The organism is Legionella clemsonensis (assembly GCF_002240035.1).
Lineage (GTDB): Bacteria > Pseudomonadota > Gammaproteobacteria > Legionellales > Legionellaceae > Tatlockia > Tatlockia clemsonensis.
In genome coordinates, this window is record NZ_CP016397.1 from 273,870 (window position 1) to 291,024 (window position 17,155).

Genomic DNA, 17,155 nt, shown 5'->3' on the forward strand with positions numbered 1-17,155 from the left:
TTAAAAATGGCCGGGATTTCTTAAGCACTGCAGTAACGCTTTTAATGATGCTTGGCCTTTATAAAAAGCATTTTGTAAAAATTATAATCCAAATGCAAGAAATATGGTATACTTTCCGGCTGACTTAATTATGCAGGGTAATTAGTATGTTGAAATGGTTTAAAAAAGCCAGCAAGGCTGATGAGAAGTCGCATAATGATAAATTGGCGACAGAAACGACAATACCGGCAAAGACAACCAGGCGCTCTAAAAGTACCTCTGATTTGCAACGAGACAGTGGGGAAAGAAAAAGAACCCTGAGTGTTTATTCACCGCCCGTAAAAAATGGAAAATATGTTTCTTCCAGAAAAAATATGCTTTTTACCAGCCAAATTATCACAAAACGTGAAGTGGCTTCGCAAGAAATTGATAATTTTATTGCGGCGGTCAAGCACAGTTGTCCACCAAGCTGTAAAACACAGGGTAACTATTTTCTTACTTTGGATGGAGATAACTGGAATATTTTACGGAAAGTAGCTGACACGGGCCTCTTTAGTGAAAATATTGATTTTTTGCAACAGTTTAATGCCTACATGCAGGGAAACATCACTGCAACGAAATTGTATGCCTATTTAGATGGTTTAAATCTTGATGACAGTGAAGATAAACGCTACTTAATCAAGTGCAAAGACTCTAATTCGCTTGATACGACTCAGGATGTTAAACAGGCTTATCAGAACATTGCAGAATCTATTTTCAATTTTCTTGATTATAATTTGTACGCAAAGCGTGCAACTATTCATCAAGTATTGCAGCAGCAGGTTACGCTAGGGATGTAATTTGCACGAGTTAAATAAGTCTCGCAGAGGATTTAACTCTTTGTTAGGCAAATAGTGTAAGCCTTGACGATGCTGTTGCTTCATCAAGGCGGCTAGATTTTTCCAAGCGATTATTTATTAATAATCTGAATAGCATCATCCCTGTCTGCCGCAAGAATTTCCATAAGATAGCGGTGTAATACCGCTGCCTCTGAAGCTAAACCAATAAGATGATTTTGCTCATCCAGAACAGCAATTTCTCCCGCAGAGCTCTCTCCAAGTTTTTCAATGTAGTTAATTAAGGGTTCATTGTGGTAGACACAAAACTCAGGTTTTTGCGCTAAGTTGCAGAGAGCCAAAGCAGGGGCGTCTGGAAGGGACTCCAGTAATTCGTGACAACTGACTAACCCTACAAAGCGACCTTCCGTCTCTTCCAGAGCAATCACGTTTAAATCGGTGTCTGCCGTTTTTTTAGCAGCTGAATTAATAGACGTTTGCAAGGAGACACGCAGGGGATTATTCAATTGCAAATCACTAAAGGTTAATTCCCTTAAACGACCAATATCTCGCGGTCCTAAAAGGTCATTACCACGCACATGAAAACGCCAGGTTGAGAATGAATAGCCAAACCAATAGCGCGTTAAATGGCTGGCGATGATAACGGTAATTGCAGTAGTGACCACTCCTGTTTGCAATCCTGCTGTTTCAACCATCAGCAAAACAATGGCGATAGGAGTACCAATGATAGAGGTCGCAACGCCAGCCATGCCAGCAACTACTGCCAAATCAAGTGGAAGTGTAGGGCCAAAAACAGGAACTAACAAAAGACCATGGACCAGATAGCCGAGAGTCGCTCCAAGAAATAAAGAAGCAGAAAATAATCCTCCTCTGAATCCAGACCCTACACAAGCGACCGAAGCAGCAATTTTAGCAATCAAGAGTAACATCATTGCCCCTAATAAATTATTTCCCGCAAGAATTTCATTAATGCTATGATGGCCGGGGCCCATCACTTCAGGCACACGCAAGGAAATTAAGCCTAGAAGCAACGCACCTAAGGTTGGCTTGGCAATCGTGGGAATGTGAAAAGAAGAGAGGCTTTTTTCAAAACCAGTTGTTCCCCGCATTACAGCAATACCAATTACTGCAGCAGAAATTCCGGTTAAAATTGCTAAAGGAAAATGCCATAAAGCAGGCGGTCCTATATCACTGGCAAGGAAAATGGGTTGATAGCCGATGAAAATATAAATAATGTGGCTGCTCATTGCGCTTGCCAATAGGGTAGGGAGTAAAGCGCGCATGGCATAGCCACCTACCACCAGTTCCAGCGCGTAAAAAGTACCAGCAAGAGGTGCCCCAAAAATTGCGGCGATACCTGCACCAGTACCACAGGAGACAAGTATTCTAAGATCGCGTCGTTCGAGTTTTAACTTTTGACCAAGGAAGCTTAAACAGCCTGCGCCAAGCTGAGTCATGGCTGCTTCAAATCCAACCGAACCACCAATGGTGATAGAAACAATCGATAGACCTACCAGCACCAAACTGTCGCCTAAAGACATTTTACCACCTTCCAGGGCATTTGCTTCAACCGGGTCAACGATAGCCAAACGTTTAAAACGCCCGGCAAGGCGCAAAAGCCATCCAAGGAAAATGCCACCTAACACAGTAACCAGCATAATACGCCAGGAAGGAACGGTCGCCGGACTATACAAATTAACATTCGCGCCGAACAAGAGGATTTGCAGGAAACCAACACCAATACGAATACCGGCAACTGCTGTGCCAATGAATAAGCCACCAATAGCTGCAAGCGCCAGCATTTTACTATTAGTAAACTGTTGCGAAGGTGATTCTGTTGAATGAGCATTGGAATGATAAATCATGCAATCCCTTCATCGGCTAACTGAGTAAAATAAAGTTTAAGGATATACCCGGGCCACAATTATTAAAAGTTATGTGGAGAGATTTTGCCAGGAAAACTAGAGATGCCTCGGAAGGATAGGTGTAATTTTGGCTTTATTCCTACTTTTTATTGGTATAGAAAATAAGATAAATTAAATGACTACTTTCTTCTTTAGAGAATAAAATGAAAGGACGATTTTTTAAGGCTGCTAAGCAGCAACTCAGCTTTGAGGATTATCTGCAGGAAACTCTCATCCTGGCAAGACGAATTGTTGAAATTTCTCCTGGCAGGCAACGTTTTACCGGTGCACAATTTGAACTGGCGCTTGTCTCATTCGGTGATCTTAAGGCATTGAAAAAGGAAATGGATCCCACAATTAATGTACAATTTCCCCCGCTAAAGTGTGATTGGCTGGCAGGTTTTGATTGGTTAGACTTGGCGGTAAGTTATTGTGATAAAGATGCGATTGCCTATTTTCAGGAAAAGTTAGATAACAATACCTTTTATAGCGTTTATAATCAGTATAAAACACAGGTGCGTCCTGATTGCGCCCTGCGGCACCACGAGTCAACGGTCCAGGATTCCAAGTATAATGGTTAATTTGAACCTTATTTAGGCATTGCTTCGGGATTTTTTTCTGGAATTGGAGCTTCTTTTTGGGGCTTATTTGCGTTGTACTATCATTACTATTATTAAATTACCGTAACTATCGCACTGGAAATGCTTAAATTTTTAAATACGCACTTTCGCTTTTCTTTAAATGCAGGTCAATCACCTACTCATTTCAATTTGGTACGCTATTTACGCGAGCAAGGTTGGCATTCCAGTCGTTTTAATTGGCAAGCAAAATTTAGTGATAAAAATTTGCAATTTAATTTGCAAGCTGCACAATGCCTTGAATATAAACACCTCTTAGCTCGACTAATTGCTCATTATTGCCCCGACGTGATGCCACTAACTTATTGCATTAATGATAAAAATTGGCCAATCATTTTAGGAAAAATTGCAGATGAATTTAACTGTTCATCTGAATCCACTTCCGTTTGGATTTTAAAGCCGGCATTATTGAATAATGGCGAAGCCATCAAAATTTTTCGGAACCTCGCTGATGTGGAAAATCATTTTTTAGGAAGCGCAAGATTCGGGGGAGAGCATGTATTACAGCGCTATATTACCAATCCGCATTTGCTAAGACCTCCCGCAGGACATAAATACAGTATTCGTATGTTTGTTATCTTTACCAATTATGCTGGCGTTTATCTTTATCCTCAAGGTTACTTTAATGTGGCTTTGCATCCTTTTGAGGAGAATCAATTTGCCGATTTACGCTCTCATTTAACCAATGAACATTTGCATCATGATGAAGCCAATGTTGTGCAAATCCCTGCCTGGCGGTTTGATTTTTTTGACAAGTTGTATCCCTCTATTAAACAAATTACTACCATCACAACGAAAGCATTACAGCAACAATATCCTCAAGCGTTTATTGTAGAGAAAGAGAAAACACTGGCAATTTTCGGCTTTGATTTTATGGTAGACAGCAATCAGCGTGTTTGGTTGCTGGAAGCAAACCATGGTCCGTGTTTTCCTATCAGTGAGGATCACCCGCTACAAAAGTATTTATATTATGATTTTTGGCAAGCGTTTATTAAGGCTTTTGTATTACCCATTGCCTCTCTATCCGATACCACTAACAGTGAAAAGCTATTTGACCTTATACAAGGAAATTTTACCTGGTTAGAAAGGACGTAAACGTTCCGTTGCTCTAGTCCGCAGTGGATTTAGATCCAATGAACAATTGAGAAGGTTGATAAAGCGATGGTATCGCTTAAGGCATTCAAACTTACTTCTGGCTAATTGTATTTAGATAATATCCGCATATTTGGTATACAGTTTGCTAAACTAAACAGTAAAAGCAAAACAATAGAATTGGGGGATACTATGAAGCAATTGATTTTGCATCCCACCGAAATCAGTCAATGGCACGCGCTTGTTAATGAAGCGCAGGCTTCTACTCATTTGGTTCTCAATGAAACTACAGAAAGCTACCTGGTGTTTTTACTCATGCGATTTTCTCAAGGACCGCGATTGATTGAGTCTGTTATTGCTCTTGATTTTCTTGAATCAATGAACAATCCTCGTCGACAAGTTGAATTATTAAAAGACGTGGGTGATAAAAGTTTGTTATTTTGTGGACTTTTTCCTGGCATTGCCAAAAAAAGACGCGTTAGCCTTGAGTATTTTTCTGATATAGGTCAGGCCGCCTACCTTACAGTGGGTGAGCTTTATGAGAATCAAACTGCTGATTTATATTTCCAACTCAGCGAGCAATTTCTATCCCTTCAACAAATTTTACGAGCGATGCGAGGAGAATTTCTGGGAAGCTCTTTTCCAGAAGCTATCTTATTATCGAAGATTGATTCCTCTCTGCAATAATAAGCGTGCAGGAGTTTTAGCTTCTGCCGCATTATTGTTAGGTAAAACTAAATAGTTCTCTCCAATGACGGTTCTAATCCATTGATAAGCAGGATGTTTTTTAGAGGACACAAGGGATAAATGGATGGATTTACCCCGATTTTCCATATAGGTAGGTTGATAGCGAATTTTATTAATGACGGTATTGCCATTTTCTCCCTTGTTTAAATGAAGTGACAGTAACCCACTGGCGCGATTTTTTAAACTGCCTTGATTAGAGATAAAGTTTCCCAGTGAATAAGCGACAAATACTTTTTTACCGGTTCCAGCAGTTATCCAATCAAAAGGTTGAACACAATGTGGGTGCGAACCAAGAATCGCAAGCGCACCTGCTTCAGCAAATTCTTTGGCTAACATACGCTGTGCTTTGGTCGGCTGTGTTTGGTATTCTATACCCCAATGTGGGGTGACAATGACTGCATCATGCGTTTTGGCAAGTTTATTAATTAATTGCAGGACTTGTTGTTTATCCCGGTAGCAATGAAGGACTTGCCGATATTTATCCGCTATCCCATTTGTATCTTGCGTACAGGCTAACCAAGCAATGGATAGATCATTAACGGTAGTTTCAGCAAACCAGGCATCCTCACTGTTCTGACGTCTTGTGCCGGTAAAAGCTATTGCATTTTCTTGCAAGACAGCAATGGTTTTATCAATACCAATACTCCAGCGATCCAGCGTGTGATTGTTCGCGGTGGAGACAATATCAAATCCAGATTGCTTTAATGCCTTAATCAAAGAGGGCGGGTAATTAAACATGGGAAAAGAAGTATAGGCTTCCTTAAGACTTAATGTATTATTGCCTCGACGATCGAGCATTTCTGCTGCAGGTCCTTCTAAATTACCATAAGTAATATCTGCCTCATGCAATTGAGGTAACACAGCAAGCCACAGTGCGCTAAATCCTTTTTCCATGCCTGTTTGTTGCAGCCGTGCATGAAGAAGTATATCGCCAACGGCAATAATATGAACATTACTGGCAAACACTGGGGAAAATAGCCAAAAACCAAACACAAGGATTAGTTTTGACATTTAATTCTCTAAATGAGCCTTTAAGACTATTTTTTATACATAAGCTGTGCCAATTAATAATCTTTATGCAAAAATTATTTGCGGAATAGCATGGTCACATCAATTGGATCAAAACAATATTGTTTATTGCAAAAATCACAGGTGACTTCAATTTGTCCTCTTTCTGCAAGCAATTGTTTGGCGTCCTCTTCACCAATAATGGTTAAAACCTGTTTCATTTTTTCTTCACTGCAGCGACATTTAAAACTGGCTGTGCGACTGTCAAAAAGACGAACCTCAGTTTCATGGTAGAGACGATAGAGTAAGGTTTGATTATCCAGAGTTAATAACTCATGCTCACTGACGGTTTGTCCCAGTTGTACGGCATATTCCCAAAACTGCTCGCGCTGCTGAGTATCTTGACCAGGCATCAGTTGCAAGAGCATGCCTGCGGCCATGTCATCATTGACAGCAAGCCAAACACGGCTGGCAATTTGTTCTGATTGAGCAAAATAAGCCATTAAATTTTCACTCATCGAAGTGGATTGAATGGGTACTACACTTTGATAAGCTTGCGTGTGATTGTATTGATTAATGGTTAAGACCATCTGTCCTTTTAAGAACGCTTCAGCATAATCGATTACTTGCAGTCCCTCTTCATATTTTGCAAAGGCTCTCAAGCGCAGAAGATTGTCACATTGTACAATGAGCAATGGGAGACGCTTATCACCTTGGAATTGTAGACTTAAATCCCCTTTAAATTTGATACTTCCTGTCAGGAGCAGGCAAGACACAAGGGCTTCACCCAAAAGATTTTTTATCATGGCGGGATAGGGGCGTTGCCTCATGATTGTTTGATAAGTTTCCTGGAGATGAGCAATTTCCCCACGTATGCTGGCATTCTCGAAAATAAAGCGCTGCAAGGAATCTGTTTCTTTCATTATAGACCTGACGAAATCTGCAATACCATTATTCTACCATAAATAAGATTGCACGCCTCGATGAGGCGCGAGATAATGATCTTTTTTTGTGCGAGATTAAGAGACGATGTTAAATTCTCAACAAATGGCAGCTGTGCAGTATATTGATGGCCCTTTGTTGGTATTAGCCGGTGCTGGGAGTGGTAAAACGAGTGTAATTACACAAAAAATAGCTTATTTGCTGGAAAAATGTGGTTATGCGGCAAGTAGTGTTTACGCGGTTACCTTTACTAATAAAGCCGCTAATGAAATGCGAGCCCGGGTGGGTTTAGTGTTACCTGCTAGCGTGCGACGAGGGTTAAAAGTAGCCACTTTTCATACCCTGGGATTAACGATTATTAAGCATCATGTTGCATTGTGCGGTTTAAAGGCAGGATTTTCTATTTTTGATAGCGAAGACTGTCTTCAACTGTTAAGAAGTTTTCTGCCGACAAGCAAAGCAACAGAACGTGATTATTTACTGCAAATTCAACAGTGTATTTCTCGCTGGAAAAATGAATTGTTAAGTCCTGAAGAGGTGGTAAAGCGTCACCATGAATCTGCAGTTGATGAAGAACTTCTACGAATTTATCCTGCCTATCAACAGGCGCTCAAAACTTACAATGCGGTCGATTTTGATGATTTAATTCGTTTGCCTGTCAATTTGTTGAAGAATCACCTGGAAGTACGAGAGAAATGGCAAAATAAAATTCGTCATTTACTGGTTGATGAGTATCAGGATTCTAATACCTGTCAATACCTGCTGGTCAAATTACTTACAGGGATTCGGGCACAATTCACTGTAGTGGGTGATGATGATCAGTCAATCTATGCTTGGCGTGGTGCCAGGCCTGAAAATTTGGCGCAGTTACAAAACGATTACCCGCAGCTTAAAGTGATTAAACTCGAACAGAATTACCGCTCGACCGGACGTATTTTACATGTGGCCAATCATTTGATTGCTAACAATCCCCATTTATTCAGCAAAAAGTTGTGGAGTGCCTTGGGTCATGGAGAACCATTGCGTGTAGTCGTGTGTAAAGACGAGAATGATGAAGCAGAACAAGTGGTTGCTGATTTAATCAGCCATAAATTACGTAATCGTACGCAGTATGGTGATTATGCTATCTTATATCGTGGTAATCACCAATCACGTATTTTTGAAAAAATTTTGCGCCATCACAGTATTCCCTATCGTATTAGTGGTGGACAGTCGTGGTTTGCACGTAGTGAAGTAAAAGATGTATTTGCCTATCTAAAACTATTGTGTAATGAAGCAGATGATGCAGCCTTTTTAAGAGTCATTAACACCCCAAAACGAGGAATTGGCGAAACGAGTCTGGATGCTTTAGGAAATTACGCACAGAGTAAAGGGCAAAGTCTCTACCATTGTGCAGATCATTTGGCGTTAACTGAACGATTAACAGAGAAGCCTCGTGCAGCATTGCTGCATTTCAAGCAGTGGTTTGAGGAAATTAAACGGCAACTTGAAAGAAAATCGGTGGTTGAGGTGTTGCGTGAAATGGTTGAGGACAGTGGTTATGAAGCTTACGTTTATGAACAATGTGATACACCCACTAAGGCACAAAAGCGCATGGAGAATGTATGGGAACTGATTGAATGGGTAGGACGCCTGCTTGCAAAAAATAGCGATCAACGATTAACAGATGTAGTTAACAAATTGATTCTAATAGATATTTTAGAGCAAGCTGATGAACAGGATAGTGAAACCCTACAACTAATGACCCTGCATGCCTCCAAAGGTTTAGAATTTCCCTATGTGTATTTGGTCGGCATGGAAGAAGAGTTATTACCGCATCGGGTGAGTATTGATGAAGATCAAATTGAAGAGGAGCGCCGTTTAGCCTATGTAGGCATTACTCGTGCGCAAAAGGAATTGTGTTTAACCCTGGCAAGGCAACGTCGACGCGGTGGTGAACTTCAGGATTGTCAACCGAGTCGTTTTCTAGAAGAATTGCCTCAGGATAGTTTGGAATGGTTTGGTAAAACTGGTGAAAAAAATGAAGCTAAAGCAAAGGCGATGGCCAAATTTCATTTAGCTGGGCTAAAAACTCTATTGCAAGATTAGGGAACATTCCTATAAATCCAATTCGCGGCGGTGTTAGTGGATGCCTTTTATTTACCGTGTATAAGCACGGCAAATAAAAGACATAGAATTATCTTTAAGCGGCAGGAGTGCTGATTGTTGATGGTAATTTCTCCTCAATAAATTCCTGAGTTTTAGTTTTAGCCCCAGCGTTACCAAAGAAACGTTGCTGACTATAAATGAGTTTTTGTTTTTCGTCTTCCAGACGCTGTGCAACGGGAGCATCTTCCAGTAAATCATTTTGTAAGCTGTTAAGTGCTTCGATTTTTCGATTGGCAACCCCCTTATTCCATACTACTTTTTCTAAATGCTTTTCTTTAAAACGCTCAATGCGATAAATAGCATAATGAGCCTGCCAATTTTTAGAAGGTTGAACTGTTCCCCTTAAATTAACATGGCTAATTTCCTGTTGACCTATTTGTTTTTCCCAGGCTTCTTTAAAATTTAATACATTGCGTGACGTATTCATATTTCTTTGGCTTGCCCAGGAATCCCAGGCCGCGGCAAGCGCGTACAAAGGAGCGAATAGAGTTTTAAGAAGTCGGGTAGGTATGTCTACATTATGATCATGACCGTGACCTGTGCCTAAACGCTCTTTTAGAAGCGCTTTGGTGTGTGCTGAGGGTTTATTAGGCTCATGCTGATGAGACATATTCAGCTCAACGTGATGGAATTCTTCATGGTCATGGTGGTCATGATGATGCTCACCATGCCCGTGATCGAAGAAATAATGCGCATCTTCAAAGCCTTCGCTGATAATCCCGAGCAAAGCTGAGAGAATCTCGGGCACACCAGGAACCCTATCAGCAGTGACACCAATACTGATTAAATGCCCTAAAAAGAACAGGACACGCAAAGGCGTCACTGTAATTTTTAATAGCAGACGAGCTGGGTTGATTATTTGTAGTCCATTTTCTCGAGAGCGGAGATTATGCCAGCCATCCACAATTGCTTTACCAACGCGTTTTAACAGACCGTGTTTAGCTTTGGTAGCGTGATCAATTAATTCCAACGACTCACTTGTATTTTGTAAATTAAATACCAGGGAAGACATACCCGTAATAAGAGGATTAATAACCCCCATTACAAAACTGGGTAACTTTCCCATCCAGCTAAATAGAGGGCGTGTATTTTTGGCGACTGTCCACCAGGTGCCTGCTGTACAGATAGTAAGAGCAACTGCCAGACTTACTAATAAAATGGCGGCTGTGGCGATAAATACAGAACGAATGGTCAGACCGTTTGATAAGTCATGACGAATTTTGTGATACCATTTACGAATGGTGTCATTATTAATCATGTCAGTTACTGCATTGAAGGTGAGAAAACCATAGGCAGCACCAGCAACGACAGCCATAGGAACAATTAAAAAGGGTAATGTGGTAAAAGGGATAGCTGCTAAAAGAGGGATAGCAGCAAATGCGTCAACCAATAAATAAGTAGTCCCCAGCCCCATAAAGGCACCAGCTAGAATACTAAAGAGCTTGACATAATTGTAAGCACTACGACGTTCTTTAAATTTCCTTTGCCACTCCTCCTTCTCATGCTCATGCAACCATTTTTTCAATTGGTATTCATAGTTTTTTACTGGGGTATCGTGAGGTCCATCCTCTGTCGTTTGACTAAAAAGCTGCTTTGCAAACCATTTTTCCATATTCCGCAAGGCTTTTTCGATGCGTTTTTTATCTGCAAGACTGTGACTGTCCAAACGTTTATGCGAAAATAAATGCAATAAATTTAACTGCCTTTCATAGTCTTTAAAAAATTCAGGACAATTAGTAACGTCGGTATTGGGAAAATGTTTGAGTAAGTACTCATTCGCTAAATGATGCTTTAGATAATCGCGTTTAAAAAATAACTTATTTAATGCTCCTCTGATGTTTTGTAAATAAATTTCTCCCTCATAGGCAACAGAAAGTACAAAGGCACCGAGCGCAAGAGAAACTACCGGCGATAAAACAAACATACCTCCAAAGCTTAAGAAACCAAGAATCAAACTTGCTCCCATAGTTAATAAGGCCAGGAGAAGATAGTAAGGGATTTTTTTTGTTTTCATTGTTCACCAAATAGACAGGACAAAAGAGAAATGAAACTTTATAACAAATGAAAATGATTATCAATAACCTTGCGAGCAAAAAATCACGTCATCCTGCTTGAGCTAAGTAAGCGAGGATTAAAATAAGGGGTGACATAATTTTCATTCATCATGTACCATGATAACGATTTAACCATGTTAACAAAGGAGTGATGATGCGCTTTACTCAATGGATGGCAGTACTATCCACCAGTTTTATTTTGGCAACCAATTCACTTGCGGCTAGTACTATTCCTACGGTGGAACAATTGCAAGTGCCCCAATGTCTGGCTACAAAATTGCCTTCCTATATGGTGCTGGCTGAGAACAAGGATTTTAAAATTATTGAAGTTCCAGTTGCTGAGGTCACTAAAATTGCTCTGAAAGCTGATGAAGTGCATTGCGGGCGTTTTATTAACGTTAGCAATCGTTTAGCCAAGACTACCGTACATTCCAAAAAACAAACAGCACAAGCGCTTTTGGCAAAGTCTTCAATAAATACTGCAGTGCAGTCGGAAGTAATGTATGAAGTTAAACATGAAGCGGAGGTTACTCAGGCACTGGAGCAGGTTGATTCTCAGCATATTATAAATACGTTAACTCATTTAACCTCCTATTATAATCGCTCTGCTACGACAAAACGAGGTAAAGAAGTTGCGCAATGGCTAAAGCAGCAGTTTGAAACGATGGCTGCAAACTATGGTCGTAACGACACGATGACTTATTTTGTTGAAACCGGTTGGTATAAGCAACCTTCTCTAGTCACCATCATTGGAAAAAATTTAAAAGAACCGGCTATTGTTATTGGCGCCCATATGGACACTCTGGATGGTCGTATGCCTGGTGCGGGAGATGATGGTAGTGGTTCTTCCAGTGTAATGGAGATAGCTCGTGTTCTGTTAGCTGCGAAATTGGAACTAAAGCGTCCTATTTATATCATTTGGTATGCCGCTGAAGAGCGTGGTCTCGTAGGTTCCCGTTATGTAGTGAAGGATTTTCAGGAAAAAGCTATCCCTGTTAAAGCTGCTATTCAATTTGATATGACTGGTTTTCGCAATGATCCTATGGATCAAACAATGTGGGTATTCCGTGATTACACAGATAAACCTCTGAGTAATTTTATGGTTAATCTCATTCAAACTTATGTCAAAGTTCCAGTCAATTTCTCTAAATGTGGTTATGGTTGTAGTGATCATGCCTCCTGGACAGAAGCAGGTGTGCCCGCAGCATTTCCTTGTGAAACAAGCTTTGAAGATCATAATCCCTATATCCATTCTGTACATGACACAATGGATTTACTCTATCCAGAACACATGGCTAATTTTGCCAAACTGGGAATTGCCTTTGCTATTGAACTGGCTAGTGAATAGTAACACTTTTTACATTACCGCCCCTTCCAGGGGTGGTGTTGATCAGGCTCTCTCGTTATGACTGTTGGTGAAATTAATCTGTCAATCTAGGAATAAAGGGAATGCTATGGGATAATTATTAACCACTTTCAGTAATATTTGTCTATTCATATGAAAATAAAAGCAATTTTATTAATGAGCTCTATTTTTTTCCCTATTGTTTTATTTGCCAGTACTGCGACTTGTCCTTTAGCAAACGGAATCAATGTACTCACTACACAGCGCATTTTAAATATTTGTAAGCACGGCACTGTAATTAAGACTTTTAAAATCGCTCTCGGGTATAAAGGCGTTGGTAAAAAACAAGCAGGCGATAATAAAACGCCAATTGGTTTATATGGGTTAGCTTATCCAAGAAAATCTACTCAGTTTAAAGTCTTTATTCCCATTCTCTATCCAACTTCAAAGCAATTAGCTGCAGGATATACAGGTAGAGATGTCGGGATTCATGGGCCAACCCAGTCATTTAGTTGGTTTAGTTGGTTAAACCACTTACCCAGCGCAACGCGTGGATGCATTGCTGTGGGTAAAAACAATTACATTGAGTACGTGGCTAATTGGGTAAAAGCCAATCCTGGGGCTAAGGTTTTAATTGTCTAAATTCAGACGGAATTTAATATCACCTATTTTTAAAAGGAGAAGGCAGGGTAATTTGTAATTCACAATAAAATTAACCTGAATACAATACTCTGGATGAAAGGCAAGGATGCCAATTTATTAGCATTAATAGAGTAACGGGATGTAGCTTCAGTTGCTCTTTTTACCATAGCCACCACCTCCCGGTGTCTCTATGATAAAAACATCTCCTTGTTGCATTTCTGCTTGAGCACAGCCCCCAAGTTCTTCTATTGTACCGTTGGCTCGCTGAATCCAGTTATGTCCTGTTTTACCGGGTAAACCACCATGTAATCCGAAGGGAGGAATTTTTCGGTGACTGGAGATTATATTGGCAGTCATTGGCTCTAAAAAGCGTAGACGTCGAATTACTCCATCACCCCCGTGATATTTCCCTGAGCCTCCACTACCAGCACGGACTGAAAATTCTTCAAGGAGTACTGGAAAACGCCACTCCAGAACTTCTGGATCAGTGAGTTGGGTATTGGTCATATGAGTATGCACGGCTGAGGCACCATTAAAATTTGGGCCTGCACCGGCACCACCACAGAGCGTTTCATAATATTGATAAGTGGCATTGCCGAAAGTGAAGTTATTACAGGTGCCTTGAGAGGCAGCAACTGCTTTTAAGGCACCTAACAAAGTATCAACTACATATTGTGAAGTTTCAACATTGCCTGCTACGACAGCAGCAGGATAACTGGGATTTAACAAACTGTAGGGTGGAATGATTAAATTGATAGCTTCAAAGCAACCGCTGTTTAAAGGAATATTTTCAGCAATTAAACAACGTAGTACATATAAAATCGCTGCATGGCAAATTGCCGTGGGCGCATTGAAGTTGCCCTGATGCTGCGCTGAGGTACCAGTAAAATCAATGCAAGCTTTTACGGTGGTTTTTATTTTTTTAAGCCGGATATGCACCTTAATTTGACTGCCATCGTCTAATCGATAACAAAAATGGCTGGTTTTAAGTTTGCGAAGAAGCTGTTTCACGGCTAAGCTCGCATTGGTGCGAACATGCTTCATGTAGGCTTGCACTACATTAAGACCAAATTGATTGATTAATTCATTTAACCCATAAATGCCATAGGCATTTGCAGCAATTTGCGCTTTTAGATCCTCAATATTTTGCTTGGGATTGCGTGCAGGATAGGGGCTTGCAGTTAATTTTTGTAGTAAGTCTTTTTCAAGAAAACACCCTCTATCAACAATTTTAAAATTATTAATTAATATTCCTTCTTCTTCTATAGTCTTACTGGTTGCAGGAATAGAGCCTGGAGTAAGGCCACCTATATCAGCGTGGTGACCGCGTGAACCTAAAAAAAATAATAATTTACTGTCATTTGGAGCAAAGAAAGGAGTAATGACTGTGATGTCTGGTAAATGTGTTCCGCCATTGTAGGGGTCATTTAAGACAAAAACATCACCAGGATGTATGGAGGAACGATTTTGACTGAGAATGTTTTTAACACTTGCACTCATTGAACCGAGATGTACAGGAATATGCGGGGCGTTGGCTACTAATTCGCCTTTTTCATCAAAGATCGCACAAGAAAAATCAAGACGTTCTTTAATATTAACGGAGTTGGCTGTTTTTTGTAAAACTTCCCCCATTTGCTCGGCAATATTCATAAAACGATTATTGAATATTTCCAGCATCACCGGATTGGCACGTTTGGAGTGAATTTTCGATGAGGGTAATGGCTGAATGCGCGTTAGTAATAAATGATGTTTGGTGGTAACTTGAGCTTGCCAACCTGGTTCAATGATGGTAGTTGCATTCGTTTCACTGAGAATTGCCAAACCCTTAATGCAATCACCTGGTTTTAACTCATGCCGTTCGTAGAGAGGAACTTGATGCATGTTATTTTGGCTAAATACAGAAACAACTTGTTTCACAGGAATAGCGTTCTGTTGGCGTGAAGAAAGCGGTTCTTCTTTTTCATTAAGTTCGAACTGTTCTGTCACAGTCTCTACCAAAATTCCCTCAATAATAAGGTTTTTGTTTAAATCTGCAAAACCAAATTGGGCGCGATGTTGGTTAATAAAAGCGTTTTTTATTTGCTTTAATGAGCCATAGTCAACAGCGAGCATGGTATCTGAGCCTTCATAGCGCAAATGAATCTGCCGTCGATGAACGACCTCTCGCAGGAGTCCTTGTGCTCTTAATGCTTCATCATTAGCCTGCTCTAAATCGTGGTATTTTGCTACTAAGACAGGTAATACAGCAGCAGTTAAGGGTTTTTCGACAGGGAATTCGCGTAAAATCCTTACTTCTGCCAAGCCTATCCCATAAGCTGATAACACGCCGGCTAAAGGGTGAATTAAGATAGTTTTTATATTTAAGTTATCAGCAACCAAACAGGCGTGCTGACCGGCAGCTCCGCCAAAACAATTTAAAAGATACTCGCCAATATCATAACCACGCTGGACAGAGATTTTTTTAATAGCATTGGCCATGTTTTCAACGGCGATGCGTAAATAACCTTCTGCTACTTGTTCAATCGTTTGTTGTCTGTCCGTTGCCTGATTAATGTTGGTGGTTAGCTGCTGAAATTTTTTTCGCACACTGTTTATATCAATGGGTTGATTACCCGTTTTACCAAACAGTTTTGGAAAAAATTTGGCTTGAATTTTCCCCAGTATTACATTGCAATCAGTAATGGTTAATGGACCACCTCTTCCATAACAACAAGGCCCTGGATTAGCACCAGCAGAGTCTGGTCCTACTGTAAAACGTAAGCCATCAAAATGTAAGACGGAGCCACCTCCCGCAGCAATGGTGTGAATAAGCATCATGGGTGTTCGTAATCGTATTCCCGCAAATTCACACGCATAATGGCGCTCGTATTTGCCTGCAAAGTGGGAAACATCTGTAGAAGTACCACCCATATCAAACCCAATCACTTTATTAAATCCTGCTTGTTGACTGGTTTTAACCATGCCCACCACACCACCGGCAGGACCTGAAAAAATACTTTCTTTACCTTTGAATCCTTTAATATTGATTAATCCGCCGTTGGACTGCATGAAGAATAAAGGAATGTGTTTCAGCTGCTTTTGCAAGTTACCAATATAGCGATGCAAAATGGGTGAAAGATAAGCGTCAACTACCGTAGTATCACCGCGACCAACTAACTTCATGACAGGGGCAACTTGATGGCTCACTGAGATTTGTTGAAATCCAATTTGCTGGGCAAGTCGAGCAAGAGTTCTTTCATGTTGTTGAAAGCGATATCCATGCATTAACACAATGGCTATGGCGCGATAACCTTGATTATAGGCTTGCTGCATACAGGTCTCTGCATGCAAGGAATCCAGGGGTTGCAAAACATTCCCTTTGGCATCGATACGCTCTTTTATTTCTATCACATGCTCATACAGTAAAGAAGGCAGCACAATGTTTAAGGCAAAAATTTCAGGTCGTTTTTGATAACCTATACGTAAGACATCACCAAAGCCTTGCGTTATTGCCAATACGACGGGTTCACCCTTACGCTCCAATAAAGTATTGGTGGATAGTGTGGTTCCCATTTTTACAAAGGCAATGTTTTGGTCTGAAATAGATTGTGTGGTTTTAAGTTTGAGCAATTCTTTGATACCTTGAATAACTGCATCTTCAGCAGCTTCAGGGTTATCAGAAAGAAGCTTACGAGTAAGTAGCTGGCCTTGTGGATTGCGTGCAACGATATCAGTGAATGTACCGCCACGGTCTATAAAAATTTCCCACCTGGATTGTGACATGTGATGCCTCCATGCTGTCTGCAGCAATCGAACAGACCCTATATTCTATAATTTTAGA

At 40.5% G+C, this 17,155-nt stretch carries 12 protein-coding genes; 7 read left to right on the forward strand and 5 right to left on the reverse strand.

The genetic code is table 11. The annotated features are described in order from the left end of the window. Positions 1-146 precede the first annotated feature (146 nt). On the forward strand, positions 147-818 hold the full coding sequence (locus clem_RS01195; protein ID WP_094089938.1) for a hypothetical protein: 672 nt from the start codon (positions 147-149) through the stop codon (positions 816-818). Between the two features lie 110 nt (positions 819-928). Here the strand turns inward: clem_RS01195 and clem_RS01200 are convergent, their stop codons facing one another. Further along, entirely contained in the window at positions 929-2,680 is a 1,752-nt protein-coding gene (locus clem_RS01200; protein WP_094089939.1) for a chloride channel protein, read from the reverse strand. 203 nt (positions 2,681-2,883) lie between these two features. Between clem_RS01200 and clem_RS01205 the strand changes: the two genes are divergently transcribed. From clem_RS01205 to clem_RS01215, 3 genes are all read left to right on the forward strand, one after another. Continuing rightward, positions 2,884-3,300 (forward strand): hypothetical protein, encoded by a 417-nt coding sequence (locus clem_RS01205; protein WP_094089940.1) that lies wholly within the window; start codon positions 2,884-2,886, stop codon positions 3,298-3,300. A 120-nt stretch (positions 3,301-3,420) separates the two neighbouring features. Continuing rightward, entirely contained in the window at positions 3,421-4,452 is a 1,032-nt protein-coding gene (locus clem_RS01210) for a YheC/YheD family protein (protein ID WP_094089941.1), read from the forward strand. 189 nt (positions 4,453-4,641) lie between these two features. Continuing rightward, positions 4,642-5,136: a hypothetical protein gene (locus tag clem_RS01215; protein WP_094089942.1), complete on the forward strand. Its 495-nt coding sequence runs from the start codon at positions 4,642-4,644 to the stop codon at positions 5,134-5,136. Here clem_RS01215 and clem_RS01220 read toward each other — a convergent pair. Next, positions 5,107-6,207 (reverse strand): CapA family protein, encoded by a 1,101-nt coding sequence (locus clem_RS01220; RefSeq protein WP_094089943.1) that lies wholly within the window; start codon positions 6,205-6,207, stop codon positions 5,107-5,109. The two genes, clem_RS01215 and clem_RS01220, sit on opposite strands and share 30 nt — an antisense overlap. 74 nt (positions 6,208-6,281) lie before the next feature. Further along, positions 6,282-7,127, reverse strand: a complete 846-nt coding sequence (gene hslO / locus clem_RS01225) for an Hsp33 family molecular chaperone HslO (protein WP_094089944.1) — start codon at positions 7,125-7,127, stop codon at positions 6,282-6,284. Between the two features lie 106 nt (positions 7,128-7,233). Between hslO and rep the strand changes: the two genes are divergently transcribed. Further along, a complete protein-coding gene (gene rep, locus clem_RS01230) occupies positions 7,234-9,234 on the forward strand; it encodes a DNA helicase Rep (RefSeq protein WP_094089945.1) in 2,001 nt (666 codons plus the stop codon). Between the two features lie 94 nt (positions 9,235-9,328). Here the strand turns inward: rep and clem_RS01235 are convergent, their stop codons facing one another. Next, positions 9,329-11,308 (reverse strand): hypothetical protein, encoded by a 1,980-nt coding sequence (locus tag clem_RS01235; RefSeq protein WP_094089946.1) that lies wholly within the window; start codon positions 11,306-11,308, stop codon positions 9,329-9,331. 194 nt (positions 11,309-11,502) lie between these two features. Between clem_RS01235 and lapA the strand changes: the two genes are divergently transcribed. Further along, the gene (lapA, locus tag clem_RS01240; protein ID WP_094089947.1) at positions 11,503-12,696 is read left to right on the forward strand and encodes an aminopeptidase LapA; all 1,194 of its coding nucleotides are present in this window, start codon (positions 11,503-11,505) and stop codon (positions 12,694-12,696) included. 150 nt (positions 12,697-12,846) lie between these two features. Next, a complete protein-coding gene (locus clem_RS01245) occupies positions 12,847-13,335 on the forward strand; it encodes a L,D-transpeptidase family protein (protein WP_094092233.1) in 489 nt (162 codons plus the stop codon). 147 nt (positions 13,336-13,482) lie between these two features. On the opposite strand, the gene clem_RS01250 is transcribed toward clem_RS01245, so the two are convergent. Continuing rightward, positions 13,483-17,097, reverse strand: coding sequence for a hydantoinase B/oxoprolinase family protein (locus tag clem_RS01250; protein ID WP_094089948.1), 3,615 nt, complete (start codon positions 17,095-17,097; stop codon positions 13,483-13,485). Positions 17,098-17,155: the final 58 nt, after the last annotated feature.